This is a genomic window from Bradyrhizobium sp. UFLA05-108 (assembly GCF_059803455.1).
Genome location: NZ_JBANAZ010000029.1, coordinates 71,485 through 96,008 on the forward strand (window position 1 = coordinate 71,485; position 24,524 = coordinate 96,008).

General features: G+C 63.4%; 20 protein-coding genes. 7 read left to right on the top strand and 13 right to left on the bottom strand.

Annotated features, from left to right (window positions below; genetic code table 11):
- Positions 1-46: 46 nt before the first annotated feature.
- The gene (gene hpnH / locus SO140_RS21890) at positions 47-1,195 is read right to left on the bottom strand and encodes an adenosyl-hopene transferase HpnH (protein ID WP_449379572.1); all 1,149 of its coding nucleotides are present in this window, start codon (positions 1,193-1,195) and stop codon (positions 47-49) included.
- A 35-nt stretch (positions 1,196-1,230) separates the two neighbouring features.
- Positions 1,231-2,157 carry a 4-hydroxy-3-methylbut-2-enyl diphosphate reductase gene (gene ispH, locus SO140_RS21895; protein ID WP_449379631.1) on the bottom strand — a complete coding sequence of 309 codons (927 nt, stop codon included), beginning with the start codon at positions 2,155-2,157 and terminating at the stop codon, positions 1,231-1,233.
- Between the two features lie 430 nt (positions 2,158-2,587).
- Here ispH and hpnN point away from each other — a divergent pair, with 430 nt between their 5' ends.
- On the top strand, positions 2,588-5,176 hold the full coding sequence (hpnN, locus tag SO140_RS21900; RefSeq protein WP_449379571.1) for a hopanoid transporter HpnN: 2,589 nt from the start codon (positions 2,588-2,590) through the stop codon (positions 5,174-5,176).
- Here the strand turns inward: hpnN and SO140_RS21905 are convergent.
- Positions 5,144-5,758 (bottom strand): DUF2147 domain-containing protein, encoded by a 615-nt coding sequence (locus tag SO140_RS21905; protein ID WP_449379570.1) that lies wholly within the window; start codon positions 5,756-5,758, stop codon positions 5,144-5,146. The genes hpnN and SO140_RS21905 overlap by 33 nt on opposite strands.
- A gap of 124 nt (positions 5,759-5,882) precedes the next feature.
- On the opposite strand from SO140_RS21905, the gene hpnO reads away from it, so the two are divergent.
- Entirely contained in the window at positions 5,883-7,274 is a 1,392-nt protein-coding gene (hpnO, locus tag SO140_RS21910) for an aminobacteriohopanetriol synthase HpnO (RefSeq protein WP_449379569.1), read from the top strand.
- A gap of 30 nt (positions 7,275-7,304) precedes the next feature.
- On the top strand, positions 7,305-8,039 hold the full coding sequence (locus SO140_RS21915; RefSeq protein WP_449379568.1) for a DUF1444 domain-containing protein: 735 nt from the start codon (positions 7,305-7,307) through the stop codon (positions 8,037-8,039).
- Between the two features lie 69 nt (positions 8,040-8,108).
- Here the strand turns inward: SO140_RS21915 and SO140_RS21920 are convergent, their stop codons facing one another.
- From SO140_RS21920 to SO140_RS21955, 8 genes are all read right to left on the bottom strand, one after another.
- A complete protein-coding gene (locus SO140_RS21920; protein WP_449379567.1) occupies positions 8,109-8,414 on the bottom strand; it encodes a HigA family addiction module antitoxin in 306 nt (101 codons plus the stop codon).
- A gap of 10 nt (positions 8,415-8,424) precedes the next feature.
- Positions 8,425-8,706 carry a type II toxin-antitoxin system RelE/ParE family toxin gene (locus SO140_RS21925; RefSeq protein ID WP_449379566.1) on the bottom strand — a complete coding sequence of 94 codons (282 nt, stop codon included), beginning with the start codon at positions 8,704-8,706 and terminating at the stop codon, positions 8,425-8,427.
- A 58-nt stretch (positions 8,707-8,764) separates the two neighbouring features.
- On the bottom strand, positions 8,765-9,526 hold the full coding sequence (locus SO140_RS21930) for an anti-sigma factor family protein (RefSeq protein ID WP_449379565.1): 762 nt from the start codon (positions 9,524-9,526) through the stop codon (positions 8,765-8,767).
- Positions 9,523-10,074, bottom strand: coding sequence for a sigma-70 family RNA polymerase sigma factor (locus tag SO140_RS21935; protein WP_449379630.1), 552 nt, complete (start codon positions 10,072-10,074; stop codon positions 9,523-9,525). Before SO140_RS21935 ends, SO140_RS21930 begins: the two co-directional genes overlap by 4 nt.
- Before the next feature lie 103 nt (positions 10,075-10,177).
- Positions 10,178-10,501: a cupredoxin domain-containing protein gene (locus tag SO140_RS21940; RefSeq protein WP_449379564.1), complete on the bottom strand. Its 324-nt coding sequence runs from the start codon at positions 10,499-10,501 to the stop codon at positions 10,178-10,180.
- A gap of 13 nt (positions 10,502-10,514) precedes the next feature.
- Positions 10,515-11,453 (bottom strand): metallophosphoesterase family protein, encoded by a 939-nt coding sequence (locus tag SO140_RS21945; RefSeq protein WP_449379563.1) that lies wholly within the window; start codon positions 11,451-11,453, stop codon positions 10,515-10,517.
- 127 nt (positions 11,454-11,580) lie between these two features.
- On the bottom strand, positions 11,581-12,270 hold the full coding sequence (locus SO140_RS21950) for a DUF4336 domain-containing protein (protein WP_449379629.1): 690 nt from the start codon (positions 12,268-12,270) through the stop codon (positions 11,581-11,583).
- 8 nt (positions 12,271-12,278) lie between these two features.
- On the bottom strand, positions 12,279-13,898 hold the full coding sequence (locus SO140_RS21955; RefSeq protein WP_449379562.1) for a GMC family oxidoreductase: 1,620 nt from the start codon (positions 13,896-13,898) through the stop codon (positions 12,279-12,281).
- 156 nt (positions 13,899-14,054) lie between these two features.
- On the opposite strand from SO140_RS21955, the gene SO140_RS21960 reads away from it, so the two are divergent.
- Positions 14,055-15,227, top strand: a complete 1,173-nt coding sequence (locus tag SO140_RS21960; RefSeq protein WP_449379561.1) for a M20 aminoacylase family protein — start codon at positions 14,055-14,057, stop codon at positions 15,225-15,227.
- Between the two features lie 72 nt (positions 15,228-15,299).
- Here SO140_RS21960 and SO140_RS21965 read toward each other — a convergent pair whose 3' ends face one another.
- Positions 15,300-16,922 carry an inorganic phosphate transporter gene (locus tag SO140_RS21965; RefSeq protein ID WP_449379560.1) on the bottom strand — a complete coding sequence of 541 codons (1,623 nt, stop codon included), beginning with the start codon at positions 16,920-16,922 and terminating at the stop codon, positions 15,300-15,302.
- A 108-nt stretch (positions 16,923-17,030) separates the two neighbouring features.
- Positions 17,031-18,428, bottom strand: a complete 1,398-nt coding sequence (locus SO140_RS21970; protein WP_449379559.1) for a UdgX family uracil-DNA binding protein — start codon at positions 18,426-18,428, stop codon at positions 17,031-17,033.
- A 166-nt stretch (positions 18,429-18,594) separates the two neighbouring features.
- Here SO140_RS21970 and SO140_RS21975 point away from each other — a divergent pair, with 166 nt between their 5' ends.
- From SO140_RS21975 to SO140_RS21985, 3 genes are read left to right on the top strand one after another with little or no spacing between them, the layout of a single operon-like run.
- Positions 18,595-19,386, top strand: coding sequence for an ImuA family protein (locus tag SO140_RS21975; protein WP_449379558.1), 792 nt, complete (start codon positions 18,595-18,597; stop codon positions 19,384-19,386).
- On the top strand, positions 19,277-20,929 hold the full coding sequence (locus SO140_RS21980; RefSeq protein WP_449379557.1) for a Y-family DNA polymerase: 1,653 nt from the start codon (positions 19,277-19,279) through the stop codon (positions 20,927-20,929). Before SO140_RS21975 ends, SO140_RS21980 begins: the two co-directional genes overlap by 110 nt.
- Positions 20,926-24,438: an error-prone DNA polymerase gene (locus SO140_RS21985; protein ID WP_449379556.1), complete on the top strand. Its 3,513-nt coding sequence runs from the start codon at positions 20,926-20,928 to the stop codon at positions 24,436-24,438. Before SO140_RS21980 ends, SO140_RS21985 begins: the two co-directional genes overlap by 4 nt.
- Positions 24,439-24,524: the final 86 nt, after the last annotated feature.

Here is a 24,524-nt window from a genome sequence, read left to right on the forward strand (position 1 = left end):
GATCGAAACGCGATCGGGCCTTTTGCTATCATCGATGTTCCGCCGCTTACGCCGCGGTCGAGGCCTTCTGCTCGGCAGCGAGCGCCTCGTCGCGGCGGATCTCGGAAAGCTTCTTCTGGACCTGCTCCGAGAAGATGTACTGCGCCGGGCGCTGCTTGGAGAGGTCGATCTCCGGCGCCATCGGACCCGAGGTCTTGACGCCGCGCATCGCGACCCAGGCCGCCTTGATCGGGTTCGTCAGCGCAGCGGTGGCCGCCGTCGGCTCGTAGCCGCAATGCGCCATACAGTCGGCGCACTTCTCATACTTGCCGGTGCCGTAGGTTTCCCAATCGGTGGTCTCCATCAGCTCCTTGAAGGTCTTGGCATAGCCTTCGCCGAGCAGATAGCAGGGCTTCTGCCAGCCGAAGATGTTGCGCGCGGGCATGCCCCAAGGCGTGCACTCGTATTCCTGGTTGCCGGCGAGGAAGTCCAGGAACAGGCCAGAATGCATGAAGTTCCACTTCTTGCCCTTGCCCATCGCGAAGACGTCGCGGAACAACTTCTTGGTCTTGGTGCGATTGAGGAAGTGCTCCTGGTCCGGCGCACGCTCATAGGCGTAGCCCGGCGACATCGAAACACCGACGCCGAGCTCGGTGGTGAAGTCCAGGAACTTTGCGATCTCTTCCGCCGGATGGCCATCGAAGATGGTGGCATTGACGTTGACCGTGAAGCCGCGCGCCTTCGCCGCCTTGATCGCGGACACGGCGCGGTCGAACACGCCCTTCTGCGACACTGCCTTGTCGTGGTGATCCTTCAAGCCGTCCAGATGCACCGAGAAGAACAGGTACGGGGAGGGCTCGAACAGGTCGAGCTTCTTCTCGAGCAGAAGCGCGTTGGTGCAGAGCGAGACGAATTTCTTGCGCGCCACGAGGCCGCGCACGATCTCGCCGATCTCCTTGTGGATGAGCGGCTCGCCGCCGGGAATCGCCACCATCGGCGCGCCGCACTCGTCGGCGGCGTCCCAACACTCCTGCGCCGTCATGCGGCGGTTGAGGATCGCGTCCGGGTAGTCGATCTTGCCGCAACCGACGCAGGCGAGGTTGCAGCGGAACAGCGGCTCCAGCATCAGCACGAGCGGATAGCGTTTGCGGCCAAGCAGTTTCTGCTTGAGCAAATAGCCGCCGATACGCATTTCCTTGAAGAAGGGTATTGCCATCACACGTTTCTTTCTGGGCTTGGAATTCAGGTAGGTCAGCTTGCGGCGAGTTCCGCCGGAAGCCGGAATTCGATGTTTTCCTCGCGACCCGGGAGCACCGAGACCGAGACCGGTCCGATCCGTCGCAGGGCTTCGATCACGTCATCCACGAGAACCTCAGGTGCCGAGGCGCCGGCTGTGATGCCGACGGTCTTGGCGTCTTTCAACCATTCCGGATTTAGCACGCTGCCATCGGCGACCAGATAACTCGCCACGCCGGCCTCAGTGCCGATTTCGCGGAGCCGGTTCGAGTTGGAACTGTTGGCAGCGCCCACCACCAAGATCACGTCGACCAGCTTACTCAAGTCCCTTACCGCAGATTGGCGGTTCTGTGTCGCATAGCAGATATCCCGGATGTCGGGGCCTTGAATATCTGTAAAACGGGCCTGGAGGGCCGCGATAATGTCCCTGGTGTCGTCCACCGAGAGCGTGGTCTGGGTGATGTAGGCCACCGGCCGATCCGCCGGCAGGGTCAGGGCCTTAACCTCCTCGACGCTCTGGACCAGCAAAACGGGGCCTGGAACCTGACCCATGGTTCCCTCGACCTCGGGATGGCCGGCATGGCCGATCAGTATCAGGGTACGGCCCTTGGAGATGTAGCGCTTCCCCTGGTTGTGAACTTTCGTGACCAAGGGACAGGTCGCATTCAGCACAGGAAGGTCGCGCGCGGCAGCCTCTTCCTCGACGCTGCGGGCCACGCCATGGGCGCTGAAAACGGTCATCGATTTCGCCGGAACCTCGGACAGCTCCTCGACGAAGATTGCGCCCTTCTTCTTCAAGCTCTCGACGACGTATTTGTTGTGCACGATCTCGTGGCGCACATAGACGGGCGGGCCGTACTTCTCGAGCGCCCGCTCCACGATCTCGATGGCACGCACCACGCCGGCACAAAAGCCGCGCGGCTGCGCTAGATAAACTTCCATAGGACGCCCATTACGCAAGTTGCACCAAATCCGTTCAGTTGTCCCCGGCGGCCCCCGATACATGCCAATAGTGCAATATCCGCACCATTGGTTCCGCATCAGCGGTAGCAGCCCACCCGTCCGTTTGGCCCCAAGCGCATGGAGGCACATAGGCCTTGTGTCAAAAAAACGGGCGCGAGGAAAGGTGGATCGCGTGCTCAGTTCCATTAACGGTATTATGATGCTGCAAGGTTAAGGCAACGGTCTCACCCCTTCGTCACTTTACCGCCTCAACTGGCCGTCTATACCGCCCGCGCGACCATTGACTTCCGTCAATTCCTCGAACCTCCCGACGGGTCAAACCGCCCAAAACAGCGATAGGTTTCGCGGGGGAACTCCGATAAACAGCGGGCGTTTCCGGCAAGCTGTTTTAAAGCCAGAAAGAGAAGATGTGCTGCAAAGTATAGTCGTTGCGATCGTCCGAGCCTGCACCCGATTTGCCACCCTCGTCGTCGTCGCCGGGCTCCTGCTGGCGGTCGGCGCGGGCTACTACGCGGCGCGCCATTTCGCCATCAACACCGATATCAACTCGCTGATCGCGCAAAATCTCGACTGGCGGCAACGCGACCAGGCCTTCGACCGTGCCTTCGACCGTGACGCGACCATTCTGGCCGTCGTCGAGGCGGCAACGCCCGAGATGACGACGGCTGCGGCCGACTCGCTCTACGCCAAGCTGAGGGACGACAGGACCAATTTCGTGTCGATGCAGCAGCTCGGCACCGGCGAATTCTTCGAGAAGAACGGGCTGCTGTTCCTGCCGACCGAAGAGGTCGGCAAGATCACCGGGCAGTTCGAATCCGCGGCGCCCCTGATCGAGATCATGGCCGGCGATCCCTCGATCCGCGGTCTCACCGGCGCGCTGGAGACCGGGCTTGCCGGCGTCAAGCGGGGCCAGGTGAAGCTCGACAATACCGAACGTCCCTTCAACCTGATCGCGCAGACGGTCGAGACTGTCCTGGGCAAGGGCAACGCGATTTTCTCCTGGCGCGAGCTCGTCAGCGACAAGCCGCTTTCCGACTCGGACAAGCGCGCCTTCATCGAGTTCAAGCCGGTCCTCGACTACAACGCGCTCGAGCCTGGCAAGGGCGCAACGGATGCGATCCGCAAGGCCGCGGCCGATCTGGATTTCCCGACCAAATACCAGGCGCGGGTGCGCCTGACAGGTCCGGTCCCGATCGCAAACGAGGAATATGCCACGGTGCAGGAAGGCGCCGTCGTCAACGGCATCGGCACCGTCCTGGTGGTGTTGCTGATCCTGTGGCTCGCGCTGCATTCGGCGAAGATCATCTTCGCCGTGTTCGTCAACCTGTTCGTCGGGCTTGCGATCACGACGGCCGCGGGCCTGATGATGGTCGGCTCGCTCAACCTGCTGTCGATCGCCTTCGCCGTGCTGTTCGTCGGTCTCGGCGTCGATTTCGGCATTCAGTACAGCGTCCGTTATCGCTCGGAGCGCTACAAGGTCAATGATCTCACGTCTGCGCTTGTGCTGGGCGCCAAGCGCTCGGCGATCCCGCTGTCGCTGGCCGCGATGGCGACGGCAGCGGGCTTCCTCTGCTTCATGCCGACCGACTACAAGGGCATCTCCGAGCTCGGGCAGATCGCCGGCGTCGGCATGCTGGTGGCATTCCTCTCCTCGATCACCGTGCTGCCTGCGCTCTTGAAGCTGCTCAACCCGCCCGGCGAGAAGGAGCCGGTCGGCTACGCCTTCCTGGCGCCGCTCGATCACTTCCTGGAGAAGCACCGCGTGGTGATCGTGGGCGGCACGCTGCTGCTCGCCGTCGGCGGCCTGCCGCTGCTCTACTACATGAAGTTCGACTTCAACCCGATGAACCTGCGCAACCCCAGGGCGGAGTCGATCGCGACCTTCCTTGACCTGCGCAAGGATCCGAACACCGGCGCCAACGCCATCAACGTGCTGACCAATTCGGAAGAGCAGGCGAGGCAGATCGAGGCGAGGCTCGAGAAGCTGCCGGAGGTGCTGCGGGTGATGTCCCTCGACAGCTTCGTGCCATCGGATCAGGCACCGAAGCTGAAGCTGATTGCGCAGGGTGCCAAGGTGATCAACCCCGCGCTCAACCCGGACCAGGTCGACGCTGCGCCTTCCGACCAGGAAAACGTCGACGCGCTGAAATCCTCGGTCGAGGCCTTGCGCAGGACTGCAGGCAACGACAAGGGACCCGGCGCTACCGCCTCGCGGCGGCTTGCGGATGGGCTCGAGAAGCTCGCCAACGCGGACGAGGCGACCCGCAACAAGGCGCAGGAGGTCTTCATCACGCCGATGAAGATCGTGTTCGATCAGCTCAGGAACGCGATGCAGGCCGAGCCGGTCACGCTGAAGTCGCTGCCGCCTGATCTGGTCAATGCCTGGAAGAGCAAGGACGGCGTGATCCGCGTCGAGGCGCTGCCGCGCGGCGATCCCAACGACAACGACACCTTGCGCAAGTTCGCCGCGGCCGTGCTCGCGGCCGAGCCGGCCGCGATCGGCGGTCCGGTCTCGATCCTGAAATCGGGCGATACCGTCGTGCGCGCCTTCATCATGGCCGGCATCTATGCGCTGGTCGTCATCAGCCTGCTGTTGTGGGTCACGTTGCGGCGATTCACCGATGTGCTGATGACCTTGGTGCCGCTCCTGGTTGCGGGCGCAGTGACGCTCGAGATCTGCGTGTTGATTGGGTTGCCGCTCAACTTCGCCAATATCGTCGCCTTCCCGTTGCTGCTCGGCGTCGGCGTCGCCTTCAAGATCTACTATGTCGTGGCCTGGCGCTCCGGCAGGACAAATCTGCTGCAGACCAGCCTGACGCGGGCGATCTTTTTCAGCGCGCTGACGACGGCCACCGCGTTCGGCAGCCTGTGGCTGTCGAGCCATCCCGGCACGTCCAGCATGGGCAAGCTGCTCGCGCTGTCGCTGGTGACCACGCTCGCCGCCGTGCTGCTGTTTCAGCCGGCCCTAATGGGCAAACCCCGCAATCTCAGGGAGTAGGCAGATGTCGCCGACGGGATCGGCGGCACCCTTCTGGGCGGGTTTTGCGCTCGCGGCGGCGCTCTTTGGAGCGGCGGGCGCTGCGGTCGCGGCCGTCTTGGGCGCCGCGCCGGTGGTCTTCGGTGAGCCCTTGGCCATGCTGTTGGCGGGGCTCGACGGAATCGGCGGTCCGACTCGGGTCCAGGTCTCGCCGCCGCAGAGAAAGCCGAGCACGCAGCCCTTGATCTCGAGCTGGTCCGTTCCAGCGGGTGTGATGGTCGACGCGTAAAGCTGGCCGTCCTTGGCGTTGTAGACTTGGCCCTCCCACTGGTCGGCACCGGCCTTCTTCTTCATGTCGATCAGAATCGCCATGCCCAGGGTCGGCCTGTTCTTTTTCGAGACATCCGGGTTGTTCTCGTCGCGGCCGCCGGGGGTCTTTTCCCAGGACACCGCGCCCCACATGCTGCCATTGCATTGCGCCACGCGGATGTTGGCGACGCCGTCGGCGACCCGCCAATCGCCGGTGGGATCGGCGGCGAGCGCCGGCGTCAGGCAGGTGTAACCGCAAGCCAGTATTATTCCGGAGTAAAGGGCCAAACGCATGAAAGTTCCTTGGCAGTGCAACATGACCTAAAGCTGTGCTTGCGAAGATGGTCCGAAAAAGGGCAAAAGGCCGCAACGACCGTTTTCTGTTGACGACACAGCCATCAACCGAAGTATGTAGCGGATGCACACTCCAAATCCAAACATGGCTCAGCTCTTTGCTGACCGCGAGGCGCAACGCAGCTCCCTGCATACGCGTCACCTGAACGAGCAGTTCGTTCGGGTGCTCAAGACCATCGGTTACGATGTCGGCTTTCAGAAGGGGCAGGGACAGTACCTCTACGACCGCGATGGCGCGCGCTATCTCGACCTGCTGTCCGGCTTTGGTGTGTTCGCGATCGGCCGCAACCATCCGGTGATGCGCGAGGCGCTGAAGAGCGTGCTCGATGCCGATCTGCCCAATCTCGTTCAGTTCGACGTCTCGACGCTCGCCGGCGTGCTCGCCGAGCGGCTGCTCAAATACGTGCCCTATCTCGACAAGGCGTTCTTTGCCAATTCGGGCGCGGAGAGTGTCGAAGCCGCGATCAAGTTCGCGCGTGGTGCCACGGGGCGCCCGGGCATCGTCTATTGCGCTCACGCCTATCACGGCCTGACCTACGGCGCGCTGTCGCTGACGGGGGACTCGAATTTCCGCAGCGGCTTCGAGCCGCTCCTGCCCGGCTGCACTTCGGTTCCGTTCAACGATCTCGCTGCGTTGGAAAAGGCACTGTCCTCGCGCGAGGTCGCAGGCTTCATCGTCGAGCCGATCCAGGGCAAGGGCGTCAACATGCCCACCGACGAGTTCCTGCCGGGCGCGGCTGCGCTCTGCAAGAAATACGGCACGCTGTTCATCGCCGATGAGATCCAGACCGGCATGGGCCGCACCGGCCGCTTCCTTGCGGTGGAACACTGGAACGTCGAGCCCGACATGGTGCTGCTGTCGAAGTCGCTCTCGGGCGGCCACGTGCCGGTCGGCGCGGTGCTGACGCGGAAAAGCATCTTCGACAAGATCTTCAACCAGATGGATCGTGCGGTGGTGCACGGCTCGACCTTCTCCAAGAACGATCTCGCGATGGCCGCCGGCATCGCCACGCTGGACGTGATGGAATCCGAGAAGCTGATCGAGGCTGCCGCCAAGCGCGGTGCCGAGCTGCGCCTCGCGCTGACGCGCATGGTTCCCGGCTACGAACTGATGAAGGAAGTGCGCGGCAAGGGTCTGATGATCGGCGTCGAGTTCGGCCCGCCGAAATCGCTGCGGCTCCGCGCCTCCTGGAACGTGCTGGAGACTGCCAACAAGGGCCTGTTCTGCCAGCTCATCACCGTGCCGCTGTTCAAGGACCACAAGATCCTGACCCAAGTCGCCGGCCACGGCAGCCACACCATCAAGCTTCTGCCGCCGCTCACCATCACCGAAGAAGACTGCAACTGGATCGAGAAGGCGTTCGACGACGTCATCGCCGGCAGCCACAAGGTCCCCGGCGCGATCTGGTCGCTCGGCAAGACGCTGGTAGACAACGCGGTGAGAAGGTCGGCGTAGGCAGGCGGCTTCCAATCAAGTGACATAGCCATGTCCTTGCATTCGGCTCTTCGTTCAAAGCAGCGTCGGGCCCTGACGGCCTATCTCTGTCTGTGCGCCGTCGCGCTATTGGGTGGATCGCTCGCGCCAAGGGGCGCCGCAGCGCAGACAAGCCAAGCCGTCAACAAGGATGCTGATAATCTGATGGTTGTCATCAGGGAGACGCCCGGTGCCAACAAGCAGGACGAGGCGTTGGAGCCGTTCGGCAAACTGCGTGCCCGACTGGCCGATGGCAAGGAGGTCGAATTTGAATTGGCGGCGTTCAAATTGCTGGGTGACACGCATTTGCGGTTCGTCTTTGACGGATCGATTTCCATGCTGAATGCGACACCACAGGATCTCGCTCGACTGCACCTGAATCCAGCGCAAGTGCTTCGCCTTGCGGTAGGCAACGTCAAGCGGGTTTATGGTGATCCCGTCGCAACGCCCTGGACCGGTGGATTGATGCAGGTCCGTGGAAAATCTCCCGACCTCAACAGCAGCTATTTCCTCGACCAGGATTTCTGGCGAGGTCTTCTTCGCGACCATCCCGAAGGCATCTTGGTCGCCGTCCCAAAGCGCGGTGGACTGTTGTTCGCACCCGTGGGCGACAGCAAAGCGGTGGATGGATTGCGTAAGGGTGTTTCGTATCTCTATTCAAGCAGTGGACAGATGCGCGTGTCGTCAGCCTTGTATTTGTTCAAGGATGACCACTGGACGGTCTTTCAGCCGCCGCAGGCCCAATGAGATCGCGCTGGCGGCATGCAGGCTTGATCTGAATTTTCTTGGACGCGGTGGATGACGGCCGTCCACCGGTTATGCTGCCTTCGGCTTGTTCACCGTCTCGATGCGATCGAGAACCTTGCCTAGATCGCGCTTGGCGATCTGGATGTCGTAGTCGTTCTGAAGATTGAGCCAAAGCTGCGCCGTGGTGCCGAGCGCCTTGGCGAGCCGAAGGGCGGTGTCCGCGGTAACGCCTGTCTGCTCGCCTGCAATGCGCTCAATTCGCGTGCGAGGCAGGCCGCATGCCTTGGCAAGCGCGCCGGCGGACATGTTCAAGGGAACGAGGAATTCCTCCCGTAGCACTTCACCAGGATGCAGGGGTTTGAGCTTCTTGGCCATCGTCGTTCTCCTAGTGATAGTCCACAATCTCGACCTCGGCGGACCCTTCCAGCGTCCAGATGAAGCATATTCGAAACTGGTCGTTGATCCTGATGGAGTGTTGTCCTTTACGGTCGCCCATGAGCGCCTCGAGGCGGTTGCCCGGAGGCGACCTCAAGTCACCTAGATTGTCGGCGGCATGGAGATAGCGCAATTTCCGGCGCGCAACCTTGATCAAGTCGGCAGGAAAGCCCTTGGGATTCTCGCCGTTGAAGACGGCCTCGGTCGTCCTGTCCCGGAAATTTCTAATCACATGGTGAATGTATCATCAAATGATACATAGATCAAGATGACATATTGCGGACGGTTGGCTACCCCTCCACATTCGCCTTCATCGCCGTCTCGAACTTGTCGACGAATTCGGCGAGCTCGTCGGCGCCGATGTCGCTGACGGCCCAGAAGTTAAGGCCGCGATCGCCCCAGCGGCGGCAGTTGAAGCCCTGCATGGTCTGGGTTTTCGGCGGGCGGTGCTCGGCGCTTGCGGTCTGCGACACGAACAGGTTGATGATGTGCTGGCGGCGCCGGTAGACCACCGCGCCGATCGCGCGGGCGTCGATATAATCGAGCCGGCCGCCGACCAGCGTAAAGCCCTGCGCGGTGAGGTCGATCACGGGCGGGGCGACGTCGAGCTTGCCGTTGAACCACGGTTTTACCGTGTGCTGGTCGGTGGAGACGACGTCGGTCAGATGACCGGCCTGAAGCGAGCGCAGATGCGCGGAGACGACTTCGGACAGGATGCGCTGCTGGTCGTCCTGGCGCAGCACGATGGCAACGAGGCCGGTGGCGGCGAGCGCCGACACCGCCGAGCCCATCGCAAAGCCGCGCAGCACCGCGCGGCGGCTCTGCAGGCGCGGCTGCGGCAGCGAGGCCTCGATGCGGGCACGCAAGCTTGCCGGCGCGGTGTAACGCAAATCGGTATCGGCGAGCACGCGCTTCATCTCGCGCTGCGCGGCGAGCTCGGCTGCACAAGCCGGGCAGGTCGCGATGTGTGCCTCGACCTCGCTGGTATGACCGGCGTCGAGCTCGCCGTCGATCAGTGCGTGAAGCAGAAGCTTTGCCTCGTCGCAGGTCATTTCGGTTGCTCCTCTTCCGCCATCCAGGCTGCGCGCAGCATGGCGCGGGCCCGGGCAAGGCGGGACATCACTGTGCCGATCGGCGCGCCGACAGCGTCTGCGATTTCGCGATAGGACAGGTTGTTGATCTCCCGCAGCACAAAGGTCTCCCTGAATGGCTCGGCCAGAGCCTCGATGAGTTTTCTGATCGCCGTCGCATCGCGCGTTCGCAGCATGTCAGCTTCGGGATTTGCTTCGGTCTCGCGCCAGATCGGCGGCTGCTCGGCCGCTTCGGGAATATCCTCGATCGCCGCGGGCGAATGCGCCCGACGCGCATATTCGGCATTGCAGACGTTACGCAGGATCGCGAATAGCCACGGCTTCATCGCCGGGCCGCGATAGCTGTCGAAATGTTTTAGCGCGCGCAGGTAGCACTCCTGCACGGCATCCTCCGCATCCGAGGCGTCACGCAGCAGATAGCGCGCGAGCGTGTAGACGTCGTCCAGATGCGGCAGCGCCGCTTCACGGAAGCGACGCGCCTTGTCGGGATCATCGCTGGTGGAGGACATCGCCGCTCGCTTTGCCTTATCGCCGGTGCCGGCTTTCGACGTGCGTGCCCGGCCAGCGTCAACCCACTGGCCGGGCAGGATGGTGATGCCTTGGTTTGAGCCGTTACTCAACCTTGATCAACCCCGTCATGTGCGGATGCAGCGAACAAAAATATTTGTAATCGCCGGCCGCCGTGAAGGTGAACGAGAACTTGTCCTCGGTGTCGAGTGTCTTCGACCTGAACTTGCCGGCCGAGACGATGGTGTGAGGGATATCGTCCCGATTGGTCCAGGTGATCGTGGTGCCGGTCTTCACTGTGAGCTCGGCCGGCTGGAAGGTGAAATTGTCGATATGCACCTCCACGTCGTCGGCGCGGGCAGTGGTGATGGGCAGCAGCACGGCCGCGGCCACGGCGAGACCGAAGTCGCGGCGATTGAGAGTCTTCATGGTCAGCTTCCGTTCAACCCTGGAGCGGCGTGTCGATGATCGCAAGCGGCTGGTTGCCTTGCTTGAAGTTGACGCTGGCGACCCCGAGCATGGAGCGGAGCTTTGCGTCCTCGACTTTCATCGGGCCGGGTGAGGGGGCAGCTCCGGGCGCGGGCTGCGGGAAGGCGGTGGAGCGCGCGGTGTGGAAGGTGACGTTGCCCTCCACCTTCTGCATCACCTGGTGGATGTGGCCGTTGAGCACGGTGACCGAGCCGAAGCCTTTGACGTATTCAAGCGCGCGCGCGCCGTCCTCGGTGCCCCAGCCCCATTGCGGATAGACGGTCCAGAGCGGGATGTGGGCGAACAGCACCACCGGGGTGGATTTCGATTTGCCGCGCAGATCATCCTCCAGCCATGCGAGCTGCTCGGCGCCGAGATTGCCGAGTCCACCGGCCTTGAGATCGACGACGTTGACGAGGCCGACGAAATGCACACCGCCGGCATCGAACGAATACCAGCCCTGGCCCTTGGTGCCGCGGCCGTAGCGGTCGCGATAGAACTTCACCTCCTCGTCGAGGAAATCATGTTCGCCCGGCACGTAGTGCACGTCGAGCTTGGTCTGCGAGATGATGCGCTCGGCATTGTCGAACTCGGCGGCCTTCGACAGGTGGGTGATGTCGCCGGTGTGGATCATGAAGGACGGCTTGGCCGGCATCGCGTTGATCTTGTTGACCGCCTCCTCCAGCGTGCCGAGCGCGTTGGGATTGGCCGGCTTGTCGAAGCCGACATGGCTGTCGCTGATCTGGAGGAAAGTCATGCCGGGCGCTTCGGCCGCCTGCACGGAATCGACGATGCCGAGCGAGCGCGGCACGCCACCCGTGATGGTCCAGAGCACCCCGGTGCCGGCCCAGGTCATGCATTCGAGCACCTTGCGGCGGTTGACGCCGTCGTCCCCGTGGTCGTGTCCGCTCATCACGCCTCTCCTTGCGCCCGGAATTGGGCTTCGGAGGAGGTGATCGGGGGAGCGGCTGGTTTATTCCGGGAAGTGATGACGATTTCGTGAGGGAGTGGCGCAAGTCCAGCGGCCTCAGATCTGCCGCTTAAGGGCTAAGCCACGCAAATGCGCGGCGCAGAAATGCCGATGCATCCGTCTCGACCGGTGTTCCGTGGGCCATCAGTACCTTTTCTGCAGGCCACGCGAGAACGCGCGTGAGAGCTTCTCGCGCCACGCGTCGGTTGGCAAACGCAATCCGGAACTTGTGCGGCACCGACGGTTCGGGCCCAACCATGCGATCCAGCTTCGCAACGGTTGCCCGCCACCCCGACAGCAGATGAGACGGAATTTGCTGGAGGAGATCTGTGAAGAGCACCGTCCTGCTGCTGGCATGAAAGAACACCACTTCCGTCGTGATTAGGTTGCCACGCACCGCGACTTGGTCGATCACCTCGGCCCAATCGGGGGCCGGTGTATCTTCGACGTCGGCATCGAAGCTGATATCGATGCGCTTCTTGCGCAGGCCGGGAGGCGCGTGGAGCTTGGCTCCCGGGTAGGCCCGCTTCCACTCAGGCAGGAAGAGGTGATGAAGTGAGTTGGGCGCGACGATGTGGCGGACTTCGCCGACGGTATCGACTGCTTCTCGCAGAGCCTCGGTGATTTTCGTGGGCGACCAGACAAACAGACTTCCGTCCGGTAACCTGATGACAGCCATTCGGGTAGGATAGTGAAATCCAGCGACCGCGACGTTGGGCCCATCTGCGATCCAGATGTCGCGGCCGAACTCCTGCAGCATCGTCAAAGCTACCTCGCATCTTCCAAAATCATCATTGCCCCTTTCTCGGCGATCATCGCGGTCGGCGTATTGGTGTTGCCCGACGTGATCGTCGGCATGATCGAGGCGTCGATGATGCGGAGGCCACTGAGGCCGTAGAAGCGCAGGCGCTCGTCGACGACCGCCATCGGATCGTTGGCCGCGCCCATCTTCGCCGTGCCGACGGGATGGAAGATGGTGGTGCCGATATCGCCGGCGGCTTTGGCGAGCGAGGCGTCGTCGTCGCCGACGGAGGGGCCGGGCAGGTATTCGCTGGGGCGATACTTTGCCAGCGCCTTCTGCTGCATCAGGCGGCGCGTGGTGCGGATGGCGTCGGCGGCGACCTGGCGGTCGTCGGCGGTCGAGAGGTAATTCGGCGCGATGATCGGCTTCTCGTCCGGCGTCGCGGCGCGTAAGCGCACGTTGCCGCGCGAGGTCGGCTGGAGATTGCAGGCGCTCACCGTGATCGCGGGGAAGCGATGCAGAGGATCGCCGAACTTGTCGAGCGAGAGCGGCTGCACGTGGAACTGGATGTTGGCGCGCGCGCGCGTCGCGTCGGAGCGGGTGAAGATGCCAAGCTGAGACGGCGCCATGGTGAGGGGACCTCGGCGGCGGAAGGCATAATCGAGCCCCATGAGGCCGCGGCGGAACAGATTGTAGTAGGTCTCGTTCAGTGTGCGTACGCCCTCGACCTTGTAGATCGCGCGTTGTTGCAGATGGTCCTGCAAATTGCGTCCCACGCCGGGCCGGTCCATCACGATGTCGATGCCGAGCGGCGTGAGCCAGTCGGCAGGTCCGATGCCGGTGCGATGCAGGACCTGGATCGAGCCGATCGCGCCCGCCGAGAGGATCACCTCGCGCTTGGCGCGCGCCTCGATGGTCTCGCCGTTCTGGATGAAGCGCACGCCGACGGCGCGGCCATGCTCGATGATGAGGCGGTCCACCAGCACGTGCTTCTCGAGCCGCAGATTGGGACGCTTCAGCGCGGGCTTGAGGAAGCCGCGCGCCGAGGACCAGCGGCGGCCGCGCTTCTGGTTGACGTGGAAATAGCTCGTGCCCTCGTTGTCACCGGTGTTGAAATCCGGGATGCGCTTGATGCCCATCTCCTCTGCGGCATCGCCCACGGCGTCAAGAATAGTCCAGGAGAGCCGCGGCGCCTCGATGCGCCAGCCGCCACCGACGCCGTGATGCTCGCTTTCGCCCAGGAAATGATCCTCCAGCCGCCTGAACAGCGGCCGCACATCATCATAGCCCCAGCCGGCGAGCCCGAGCTGGCGCCAATGGTCGTAGTCGGCGGCTTGTCCCCGCATCGAGATCATGGCGTTGATCGCCGAGCAGCCGCCGATCACCTTGCCGCGGGGGTAAGCGAGCGCGCGGCCGTTCAGTCGCGGCTCGGCCTCGGTCTTGAACATCCAGTCCGAGCGCGGGTTGCCGATGGCAAAGAGATAACCGACGGGGATGTGAAACCAGATCCAGTTGTCGTCGCCGCCGGCCTCGAGAATGAGGACGCGGTTGTTCGGATCAGCCGAGAGCCGGTTGGCGACGATGCAGCCCGCCGTGCCGGCCCCGACGACGATGTAATCGAACTCACCCTCAAGCCGTCTCGGCATTCTGCTTCCGCCCGCTCGTCCTATTTAGTCGGACGTGGATGGCCAAGACAAGCCAGCGGCCAGCCATGACGGCGAGGCAGGGCTACCTCGACTAGGTAGACGGCAGCTTGCATGGTAGACAATGCTGTATTCCCAACTGAAGGCTTGAGATCCTCCATGCCCATCGTGAACCGTGTCGCCGATCTTCAACCTGACATCCAGGCCTGGCGGCGGGACATCCATCAGCACCCGGAGCTGCTCTATGACGTTCACCGCACCGCAGCATTCGTCGCGGACCGTCTGCGCGAGTTCGGTTGCGATGAGGTCGTGACCGGCATGGGCCAGACCGGCGTGGTCGGGCTGATCAAGGGCAAGAAGCCGGCCGGCGAGGGCATCAAGACCATCGGCCTGCGCGCTGACATGGACGCGCTGCCGATCGAGGAACAGACCAACCTGCCTTACGCTTCGAAGAATCCGGGCAAGATGCACGCCTGCGGCCATGACGGTCACACCGCGATGCTGTTAGGGGCGGCCCGCTATCTCGCCGAGACCCGCAATTTCGCCGGCGATGCCGTCGTGATTTTCCAGCCGGCCGAGGAGGGTGGCGCCGGCGGCGCGGCCATGGTCAAGGACGGGCTGATGGAGCGTTTTTCCATCGACCAGGTCTACGGCATGCATAACGGCCCCGGCATTCCGATCGGCTCGTTCGCGATCCGGCAGGGGCCGATCATGGCGGCGACCGACGAGGTCGACATCAAAATCGAGGGTGTCGGCGGCCACGCCGCGCGTCCGCACAAATGCGTCGATTCCGTTCTGGTCGGCGCGCAGCTGATCACGGCGCTGCAGTCGATCGTCGCGCGTAGCATCGATCCCCTGGATTCGGCCGTGATCTCGATCTGCGAATTCCACGCCGGCAACGCCCGCAACGTCATTCCGCAGACCGCGGAGCTGAAGGGGACGATTCGCACGCTGACGCCGGAGGTGCGGGCCCTTGTCGAGAAGCGCGTGCGCGAGGTGGTGGCGGGCGTGGCGCAGATCACCGGCGCGAAAATCGATCTGCACTACAAGAGGAATTATCCTGTGGTGAACAATCATGCCGCGCAGACCGAGATCGCGCGGACAGTGGCCAAACAGGTCGCGGGCGATGCCAATGTGCACGAGATGCCGCCGCTTATGGGCGGCGAGGATTTTGCCTATATGTTGGAAGCGCGCCCCGGCGCCTTCATCTTCTGCGGCAATGGCGACAGCGCGGGTCTGCATCACCCCGCATATAATTTCAACGACGAGGCGATCGTCTACGGTACGTCCTATTGGATCAAGCTGGTGGAGAACTCTCTGGCGGCTTCGTAAGCACGCAAACCTGAGCCAAAATGAAAAGGGCCGCGCGATGCACGGGCCCTTTGTCGTTGAGTGGCGTAGAGCTCAGAACACGCGCGAGAACACGTAATAGAGCACGCCGGAGATGATCATCGCGGCCGGCAGCGTCAGCACCCAGGCCATCGCGATGTTGCGGATCGTCGCCCATTGCAGACCGGAGCCGTTCGCCGCCATGGTTCCGGCGATGCCTGACGACAGCACATGCGTGGTCGAGACCGGCAGGCCGTAGACGTCGGCGGCGGCAATGGTGGCGGCTGCGGTGATCTCGGCGCAGGCACCTTGCGCGTAGGTGAGGTGCGTCTTGCCGATCTTCTCGCCGACGGTGACGACGATGCGCTTCCAGCCGACCATGGTGCCGAGGCCAAGCGCGATGGCGACCGCGATCTTCACCCAACCGGGGATGAACTTCGTGGCGTTGTCGAGCGAGCCCTTATAGGCGGTGAGCACGGCGACGTCGTTGGCGCTGAGCTCGGCCTCCTTGTCCTTCATCAGGAAGCGGATCGCTTCGGAGACGAGGTACATGTCGTTGCGGGTGTTGCCGACGACTTCCGCCGGCACCTTCGCCAGCGAGCCGTAGGTGGTGACCTGCTTGGCGATGTCGCGCACCAGCACGGCGAGCGACGGGAATGTGCCGCCGTTGACCTCGTGTTGAGCGACGTAGTTGGTCACCGCGGGACGCGGGTTGCCGATGACGTTGTAACCGGCGGCCTTGGCCTCGATCACCTTGCTTGCGGCCTCCGAGTTCGCGACGAACTGCTCGATCTGGCTCGCCGGCAGGGCGCGGTTGAGCGCATAGGCCGTCGGCACGGTGCCGATCAGGATCAGCATGATCAGGCCCATGCCCTTCTGGCCGTCATTGGAGCCATGGAAGAAGCTCACCAGCGTGCAGGTGAGGATCAGGATGCCGCGGATCCACCACGGCGGCGGCTGGTCGCCCTTCGGCTCGCCGAACAGAGCGGGCGTGGCGCGCAGCAGCACGGCGCGCAGGATGAACAGCAGGCCGGCGGCGAGCACGAAGCCGAACAGCGGCGACAGCAGCAGTGCCTTGCCGATATTGGTGGCCTGGGTCCAGTCGACGCCCGAGGTGCCGCTGCGGCCGTGCAGGACCGCATTCATGATGCCGACGCCCATGATCGAGCCGATCAGCGTATGCGAGCTCGACGCCGGCAGGCCGAAATACCAGGTGCCGACGTTCCAGATGATCGCTGCGATCAGAAGTGCAAACACCATGGCGAAGCCGGCGCTGGAGCCGACCTGGAGGATCAACTCCACCGGCAGCAGCGAGACGATGCCGAATGCGACTGCGCCCGATGACAGCAGCACGCCGAACAGGTTGAACAGGCCGGACCAGACCACGGCGATATGGGCGGGCAGCGAGCGGGTGTAGATGACGGTTGCGACCGCATTGGCAGTGTCATGGAAGCCGTTCACGAACTCGAAGCCGAGCGCAATCAGCAGCGCGACGAACAGCATGAGGAAGGGCGCAATGCTCTTGACCTGCGTGCCGGTCGCATCGACGTCGACCCAAATGCTGTAGGCGACGAAGAGTAGCGCCGCGGCGATGATCCCCATGTAGATAATGCCGGTCAGCGGATGAAAACCGCGGTCGAGGTCTGGCCCTTTCCGCAACGCTGGCTCGATGGAGCCGGGTAAAGCAAGGTCACTCATTAAAAACTCTCCTGTCCCTGTGCTCCGATTTTGCGCGCGGCATGTGACAGGCAGTTGAAATGACGGTGCTTCTCCACCGGTATCTGCTGCGGCGCAGCGTGTGTTATATCACGCCGCCCGTGCTGATTTTTCCCGGAATCCGGCTGCGATCTTCAGATCATCCACAAAGCGCTGATATTCCAGCTCTTTTGCCTTGGGGTCAGGCAGCCGCAGCAGATAGGACGGATGCACGGTCACCAGTGCCTTGCGGCCGTCGGGCAGATCGATCAGCCGGCCACGGTTCTTGCCGATCGGCGTGATCTTGCCGAACACGCATTGCGCGGCGGTCGCCCCCATCGCCACGACGAGGCTGGGCCGAAGGGCCGCCAGTTCTCGCTCATACCATTGCCGGCAGGCACGGATCTCCGGTGTGTTCGGCTTCTGGTGCAGGCGGATTTTTCCGCGCGGCACGAATTTGAAGTGTTTCACGGCGTTGGTGACATAGACCTTCCTGCGGTCGACGCCGGCCTCTTCCAGCGCGCGGTCGAGCATCATGCCTGCAGGGCCTACGAAGGGATGACCGGCGATGTCTTCCTTGTCGCCGGGCTGTTCGCCGACCAGCATGATGGTGGCAGACTTCGGGCCTTCGCCGAACACGGTCTGCGTTGCATCCTTGTAGAGAGGGCAGGCGCGGCAGTGGGCGGCTTCCTCGCGCAGCGTTTCGAGATCATCGGCGGCGGGTTTGCGTGGCATGGGTGCCTCCGGGCGCGGGGTGATCCGTCCGCCGGTCCAGCGTTCGGCATCGGCGAGCAGAGGTTCAAGTATCGAGGCTTCCGCGAGGTTCCTCCCGCGCGGTTTGGGCGCTTCCGGTGCGATCGGCCGGTCCGGCTGGAAGTGGCGGCGCCAAGTCTCCTCCAATCGGTTTGCTGCAGGCATCTCCGTCTGGCTGATCCCCGGCGTGAACGAGATCACGTGGCCGTCCCAGTGGGCGCAGATGTCGGGCGTGAGGATCGACCAGGGCATGTCGGCATAACGGCGCGCGAAGAAAGATGCGGCGAATTCGACGATGTGATGCTCCGGCACGAACCAGGCGGCATAATGCGCCTTCTGCTCGCGTCCGATTTCGCGGAAACGGACGACATCGCGCATCCGCTGCACGTCGCGATGCACGCTATTCGCCATCGCCATGGCCAGCGCCACATCGGGATCGGTCATCGTTGCCAATAGGTCGTGATCGGCCTTCAACCGCCACAGCAGTCGATAGAGCAGCGCAAAGCGTTCGCCGTCGCGATTGAGGATCGCGACGCGTGCAATCTCGATGAAATTGGCCGGCACGTTGAAGGTGTTTTCGATCTCGATCGGCGGAAGGCTCGGCGCCTCGGACAGGCCGGGCGGAATCTGATCCTTGGTTTGGCCTGGCACGCCCCACGTCACGTCCGCGGGGGCGATGTGATGCAATGCCAGCGCGCGTGCGGCTTTGCGCCAGCCGTCGAAATCAGTCTCGCTATCGAGGGTGATGAGGTACATGGCACTTGAATCCTCTTGATTCCACTCATGAATTTGCGGGTGCGCCAATTCGATTGACTCCGGTGGCGCTGTTAGCTTTATATTAGAACATATCATGAACAAATGAGCCAGCCGATCGTTTGTCTTTCTGACGATCCTGGCGACCATCTCTGAAGGAGCGGCGAGCATGAGCGCACGCATAAGCGCGCTTGCGGCTTTGCGCGGCCAGATCGAGCGCATCGAGACGTCGGAAGCCGCGCATCATCGCGATCGCGTGGCGCTCGGCCACCCGGAAGCAGACGACGCGTTGCAGGGCGGGCTGGCGCGCGCGGCGATCCACGAAGTGTTTTGCGAGGGACGCCAGGGCACGGCCGCGACGGGCTTTGTCACCGGACTTGCGGGGCGCCTGATGGCGCATCGCCCGCTGCTGTGGGTGCGGCAGGATTTTTCGGAGGTCGAGGCGGGTACGCTGTCGATGAGCGGGCTTGCCGAGCTCGGCCTCGATCCGTGCCGCGTGGTGATGGTGCGCGCTGCCGATGTCGAGAGCGCGCTGCGCACCTCGGCCGATGCGCTTGCCTGCGATGCGCTGGGCGCCGTCGTGCTCGAGCTCTGGGGCGAGACGAAACAGTTCGATCTCGTGGCGAGCCGCAAGCTGACGCTTGCAGCCCAAGCCTCAGGAGGCACTGGGCTGCTGCTGCGGATGGCGGCAAACCCTCTGCCGTCGACCGCGGAAACCAGATGGATGTTGCGGGCGGCGCATTCGCCGCCTGGACCTGCGTGGAGCGCCTGGGGCGCGCCTCGCTTCGATGCCGAGCTCGTTCGCAATCGTCATGGCCCGGTCGGCCGGTGGATCATGGAATGGAAATGTGATGAGTGCCTGTTCAGTGAATCGTCGGCGTATCCTCAGCCTGTGGCTGCCGCGCCTGCCCATCGATCGCATCAAGCGGGTGCTTTCGCTCATCAGCGAAAAGCCGGATAAAGCGTTTCCAGGCGAAGTGGACATCGGTTCGGGTGGAGAAAACGCGTTAAAACGAAAAGATGAGCCGAGCATCGTCGTTGCCAAGGAAAACAACGCGCTTTCGATCTACGCGCTCGATGAAGCGGCCGGGCGCCTCGGCCTGCATATCGGCCAGCCGCTGGCGAATGCCCGCGCGATCTGTCCGGAATTAAAAGTGTTCGACGCCGATGTCGCGGCGGATGCCAGGACGCTCGAGGATATCGCCGACTGGTGCGACCGCTTCACCCCGCTGGTGGCGCTCGATCCCCCGCATGGCCTGTTTCTCGACATCACCGGTTGCGCGCATCTGTTCGGCGGCGAAGCCAACCTGTTGCAGGCGCTCGTTCGTGCGTTGGCACGGCAGGGTTTTGCGGTCAGCGCGGCGATCGCCTCGACCTCGATCTGCGCGCGCACGCTGACGCGGCAGGCACCTGGCACCATCGTTGCCGATGGCGCGGAGGCGGAAGCGATCAACCGCTTCCCGGTCTCGGCGCTCGTCGCGGATGACGCCATCACCACGGGTCTGCGTCGCGCCGGCCTGAAGACCATCGGTGATGTCGCTTCACGCAGTCCCCATGAAATCACAGCGCGCTTCGGCGCGCGCTTCTCGACGCTGCTCGCGCATGCGTTGGGGCAGGGCGATGCGCCGATCAGTCCGCGAAAATCGCCGCCTGACTACATCGTGGAAAAACGTTTCGCCGAGCCGATCGCGACCGACACCATGATCGCGATGACGCTGTCGCGGCTCGCGGATACGCTTGTTACCTCCATGGAGAAGCAGGGCAAGGGCGCGCGGCGACTGGAGGCGTCCTTCTTCCGTACCGACGGCGTGGTGCGTGCGATCATGGTCGAAACGGGACGTCCGGTGACGCGAAGCGCAGTCGTCGATCGTCTCTTTCGCGAGCGGCTGGATGCGCTCGCCGATCCCCTTGATCCCGGTTTCGGCTTCGACATGGTCCGTCTCTCGGCGAGTCGCACCGAGATCGTGGTGCAGGAGCAGCGCGATCTCGATGCGCGCGTCCATGACAATGACGAGCTCGCCGCGCTGATCGACCGCATCGCCGCGAGGATCGGCGGAAAACGCGTCGTCGTGCACCTGCCGCAGGATACGCATATCCCGGAGTGCGCCGTGCTGGGCGCGCCTGCGCAGCATCATCTCGCCGCCGCCGCGCAGGCTGAATGGCCATCGCGCGTTGAGAGCGAGCCGCCGCTGCGCCCGTTGCGGCTGTTCGACAAGCCAGAACCGATCAAGGTGCCGTTCGCGACCGTGCCGGACGGGCCGCCCCATCAATTCACCTGGCGGCGTGCGCTGCATGCGGTGGTGCGGGTGGAAGGGCCAGAACGCATCGCGATGGAATGGTGGCGGCAGGACGGCAAGCAGCTCACGCGGGATTATTTTCGCGTCGAGGATGCCGAAGGTCTGCGGTTCTGGATCTTTCGCGATGGTCTCTACGATGGCGAACTCGTGGACGAGGAGGGCAGGTCCGTTCCCGCCAACTGGTATGTGCACGGTCTCTTCGCATGAAGACGCCTGCTTACGCCGAGATCGGCATCACCACCAACTTCTCCTTCCTGCGCGGCGGCTCGGATCCGCGTGCCTATGTGCATCAGGCCAGTATTTTGGGCATTCCCGCGATCGGGATTGCCGATCACAACACGCTTGCCGGCGTGGTGCGTGCCTACAAGGAGCTCGATAATGCCGAGGTGCTGCACAAGCCAAAACTTCTGATCGGCACGCGCATCGTTTTCATCGACGGCACGCCCGACATCCTGGTCTATCCGCGCGACCGCGCGGCCTATGGCCGGCTCTGTCAGCTTCTCACCCGGGGCAAGCGCGGCAATGACATCACGCGGATCGAGAAGGGCGAATGCCACCTCAGCTTCGCTGATCTCCTGGAGTTTGCCGAAGGCCAGCTTCTGGTCCTGACACTGCCGCATCGCTTCGAGCCGGGACAAGCGCTGGATGTTCTCGGAAAACTGAAGGCAAGCCGTGCCGAGGGCGTGTGGCTGGCGGCGAGCCTGCTCTATCGCGGCGACGACCGGCGCCGCCTCGCGCGGCTCGACGATCTCGCGGTGAAGGCAAAAGTGCCGCTGCTCGCGACCAACGAGGTGCTCTATCACCATCCCGCGCGCCGGCCCTTGCAGGACGTGCTGACCTGCATCCGGGAAAAAACCACGATCGAGGCCGTCGGGAAGAAGCTGGAGGCCAATGCCGAACGTTTCCTGAAAACACCCCGGGAAATGGCGCGGCTGTTCCGCGATTTCCCTGCGGCAATCGCGGAGACCATGCGCTTTGCAGACGCAATCGACTTCTCGCTCGACCAGCTCAAATACCAATATCCGGACGAGCCGGTGCCGCCGGGCAAGACCGCGCAAGGGCACCTGGAGGATCTGACCTGGGCCGGCGTGCAGACTTATTTCGGCGGCAAGATCGACGACAAGCTCCGCGCCACCCTGCACAAGGAGCTCGCGCTGATCGCCGAGCTGAAATACGCGCATTATTTTCTCACCGTGCACGACATCGTGCACTATGCGCGCAGCCAGAGCATTCTGTGCCAGGGCCGCGGCTCGGCTGCGAATTCGGCCGTGTGCTACGTGCTCGGCATCACCTCGGTCGATCCGACCAAGGTCGATCTGTTGTTCGAGCGCTTCATCTCCAAGGAGCGGCTGGAGCCGCCTGATATCGACGTCGATTTCGAGCATTCGCGGCGCGAGGAGGTGATGCAATATGTCTATCGCCGCTACGGCCGCCATCGCGCCGCGATCATCGCGACCGTCATCCACTACCGCCCGCGCAGCGCCATCCGCGATGTCGGCAAGGCGCTGGGCCTGACGGAGGACGTCACCGCGGCGCTGGCCGACACGGTCTGGGGGAGCTGGGGCAAGGGCCTCAACGACATGCAGGTCAAGCAGGCCGGGCTTGATCCCAACAATCCCATGGTCAGCCTCGCGGTCGAACTTGCGACCGAGCTGATCGAATTCCCGCGCCATCTCTCGCAGCATGTCGGCGGCTATGTGCTGACCCAGGACCGGCTCGACACCTATGTGCCGATCGGTAATGCCGCGATGGACGACCGCACCTTCATCGAATGGGACAAGGATGACGTCGACGCGCTCAACATGATGAAGGTCGACGTGCTGGCGCTGGGCATGCTGACCTGCATCCGCAAGAGCTTCGACCTGATCGGCCAGCACAAGGGGAAGCGCTGGGTCCTGGCCAGCGTGCCGCAGGACGATCCCAGAGTTTACGACATGCTGTGTGACGGCGAGTCGCTCGGCGTGTTCCAGGTCGAGAGCCGCGCGCAGATGAACATGCTGCCGCGCCTGAGGCCGCGGACCTTCTACGATCTCGTCATCGAGGTCGCGATCGTGCGCCCGGGGCCGATCCAGGGCGACATGGTGCACCCTTATTTGCGGCGGCGGAACGGCCAGGAGCAGGTGAGCTATCCATCACCGTCACCGGAGTATGGCGACAAGGACGAGCTCTACAAGGTGCTGCATAAGACGATGGGCGTGCCCCTGTTCCAGGAGCAGGCGATGCGGATCGCGATCGAGGCGGCAAAATTCACCTCCGAGGAGGCCAACGGCCTGCGCCGCTCGATGGCGACTTTCCGCAATGTCGGCACCATCGGCAAGTACGAGGACAAGCTGATCGGCAATATGGTCGCGCGCGGCTACGACCCTGACTTTGCCCGGAGCTGTTTCGACCAGATCAAGGGATTTGGCTCCTACGGCTTTCCGGAGAGCCATGCCGCGAGCTTCGCCCAGCTCGTCTACATCTCGTCCTGGCTGAAGCATTATCATCCGGACGCGTTCTGTTGCGCACTATTGAACTCGCAGCCGATGGGCTTTTATGCGCCGGCGCAGATCGTCGGCGATGCCCGCAAGAACGGCGTCGAGGTGCGCGAGATCGACGTGTCCTACAGCTTTGCGCAGAACACGCTGGAGGAGGGAAACAACAAATACTGCGCCGTGCGGTTGGGCTTCCGCCAGATCGATGGGTTTCATTGGCTCGATGAGGATGAGGAGAGGCTGAAACAAATTCAGTCGTCATTCCGGGAAGCCAACCACAACGGGACTGCGCTCCCTCTCCCGCTTGCGGGGGAGGGCTGGGGTGGGGGTGTCTCCGCAATCGATGATCCCCAAGAGGAGAGAGCCCTCACCCGGATCACATCTAACGATGCGATCCGACCTCCCCCGCAAGCGGGGGAGGTGAAGGAAGACTGGGCCGACCGCATCGTCGCGGCGCGCAACCGCCGTCCCTTCACCTCGCTCGAAGACTTCGCCCGTGACACCGGCCTGCCCAAGCGCGCGCTGATCCTGCTGGCGGATGCCGACGCCTTCCGCTCGCTCGGGCTCGATCGCCGCGAGGCGCTGTGGCAGGTGCGGCGTCTGCCCGACGACGTGCCGCTGCCGCTGTTCGAAGCGGCGACCGCGCGCGAGCAGCCGGACGAGCACGCAAAACCGCTGCCGGTGATGCCACGCCCCGAGCAGGTCGTCGCTGACTATCAGACCATCCGCCTGTCGCTAAAGGGGCATCCGATGGAATTCCTGCGCGAGATGTTCACGCGCGAGCGGGTCATGGTCTGCAAGGACGTCAGTCATGAGAACGAGCGGCGCCGCGTTCGCTGTGCCGGCGTGGTTTTGGTGCGGCAGCGGCCGGGCAGCGCCAGTGGCGTCGTGTTCATGACGCTGGAGGACGAAACCGGCATCGCCAATGTCGTGGTGTGGCCCAAGATCATGGAGCAATACCGCAAGGAGGTAATGGGCGCGCGCCTCATCCTGGTCGAAGGCTATATCCAGAGCAGCCCCGAAAAGGTGACGCATCTCATCGCGCAACGCATGATCGACCGCTCGTACGATCTGGTCGGGCTCGCCAATGATGCGTTAAGCCGTAAGCACCCGGTGCCATCAGGCGCTGCCCTGATCGAACCCCTCAACGACGACCGCCGCGACCACCTTGATGCGCCCGCGCAAAAACTCCGCCACCCCCGCGACGTGAGGATTCTGCCGCCGTCACGGGATTTTCATTGAGGTGGAGTGCGCGTTATGGCGGAAAATGCTGCCACACCCTCAGTGTCATACCCCGCGAAAGCGGGGTATCCAGTACGCCGCAGCTT

Excerpts from the sequence above, each read along its gene's own strand:
- SO140_RS21935 (WP_449379630.1), bottom strand. The coding sequence starts at position 10,074 with ATGTCCTCCACCAGCGATGATCCCGACAAGGCGCGTCGCTTCCGTGAA.
- SO140_RS21960 (WP_449379561.1), top strand. The coding sequence starts at position 14,055 with ATGCCCATCGTGAACCGTGTCGCCGATCTTCAACCTGACATCCAGGCC.
- SO140_RS21940 (WP_449379564.1), bottom strand. The coding sequence starts at position 10,501 with ATGAAGACTCTCAATCGCCGCGACTTCGGTCTCGCCGTGGCCGCGGCC.
- SO140_RS21965 (WP_449379560.1), bottom strand. The coding sequence starts at position 16,922 with ATGAGTGACCTTGCTTTACCCGGCTCCATCGAGCCAGCGTTGCGGAAA.
- SO140_RS21930 (WP_449379565.1), bottom strand. The coding sequence starts at position 9,526 with ATGACCTGCGACGAGGCAAAGCTTCTGCTTCACGCACTGATCGACGGC.
- hpnH (WP_449379572.1), bottom strand. The coding sequence starts at position 1,195 with ATGGCAATACCCTTCTTCAAGGAAATGCGTATCGGCGGCTATTTGCTC.
- SO140_RS21975 (WP_449379558.1), top strand. The coding sequence starts at position 18,595 with ATGAGCGCACGCATAAGCGCGCTTGCGGCTTTGCGCGGCCAGATCGAG.
- SO140_RS21955 (WP_449379562.1), bottom strand. The coding sequence starts at position 13,898 with ATGCCGAGACGGCTTGAGGGTGAGTTCGATTACATCGTCGTCGGGGCC.
- SO140_RS21915 (WP_449379568.1), top strand. The coding sequence starts at position 7,305 with ATGTCCTTGCATTCGGCTCTTCGTTCAAAGCAGCGTCGGGCCCTGACG.
- SO140_RS21945 (WP_449379563.1), bottom strand. The coding sequence starts at position 11,453 with ATGAGCGGACACGACCACGGGGACGACGGCGTCAACCGCCGCAAGGTG.
- SO140_RS21970 (WP_449379559.1), bottom strand. The coding sequence starts at position 18,428 with ATGTACCTCATCACCCTCGATAGCGAGACTGATTTCGACGGCTGGCGC.
- SO140_RS21950 (WP_449379629.1), bottom strand. The coding sequence starts at position 12,270 with ATGCTGCAGGAGTTCGGCCGCGACATCTGGATCGCAGATGGGCCCAAC.
- SO140_RS21980 (WP_449379557.1), top strand. The coding sequence starts at position 19,277 with ATGAGTGCCTGTTCAGTGAATCGTCGGCGTATCCTCAGCCTGTGGCTG.
- SO140_RS21920 (WP_449379567.1), bottom strand. The coding sequence starts at position 8,414 with ATGGCCAAGAAGCTCAAACCCCTGCATCCTGGTGAAGTGCTACGGGAG.
- SO140_RS21905 (WP_449379570.1), bottom strand. The coding sequence starts at position 5,758 with ATGCGTTTGGCCCTTTACTCCGGAATAATACTGGCTTGCGGTTACACC.
- hpnO (WP_449379569.1), top strand. The coding sequence starts at position 5,883 with ATGCACACTCCAAATCCAAACATGGCTCAGCTCTTTGCTGACCGCGAG.
- ispH (WP_449379631.1), bottom strand. The coding sequence starts at position 2,157 with ATGGAAGTTTATCTAGCGCAGCCGCGCGGCTTTTGTGCCGGCGTGGTG.
- SO140_RS21985 (WP_449379556.1), top strand. The coding sequence starts at position 20,926 with ATGAAGACGCCTGCTTACGCCGAGATCGGCATCACCACCAACTTCTCC.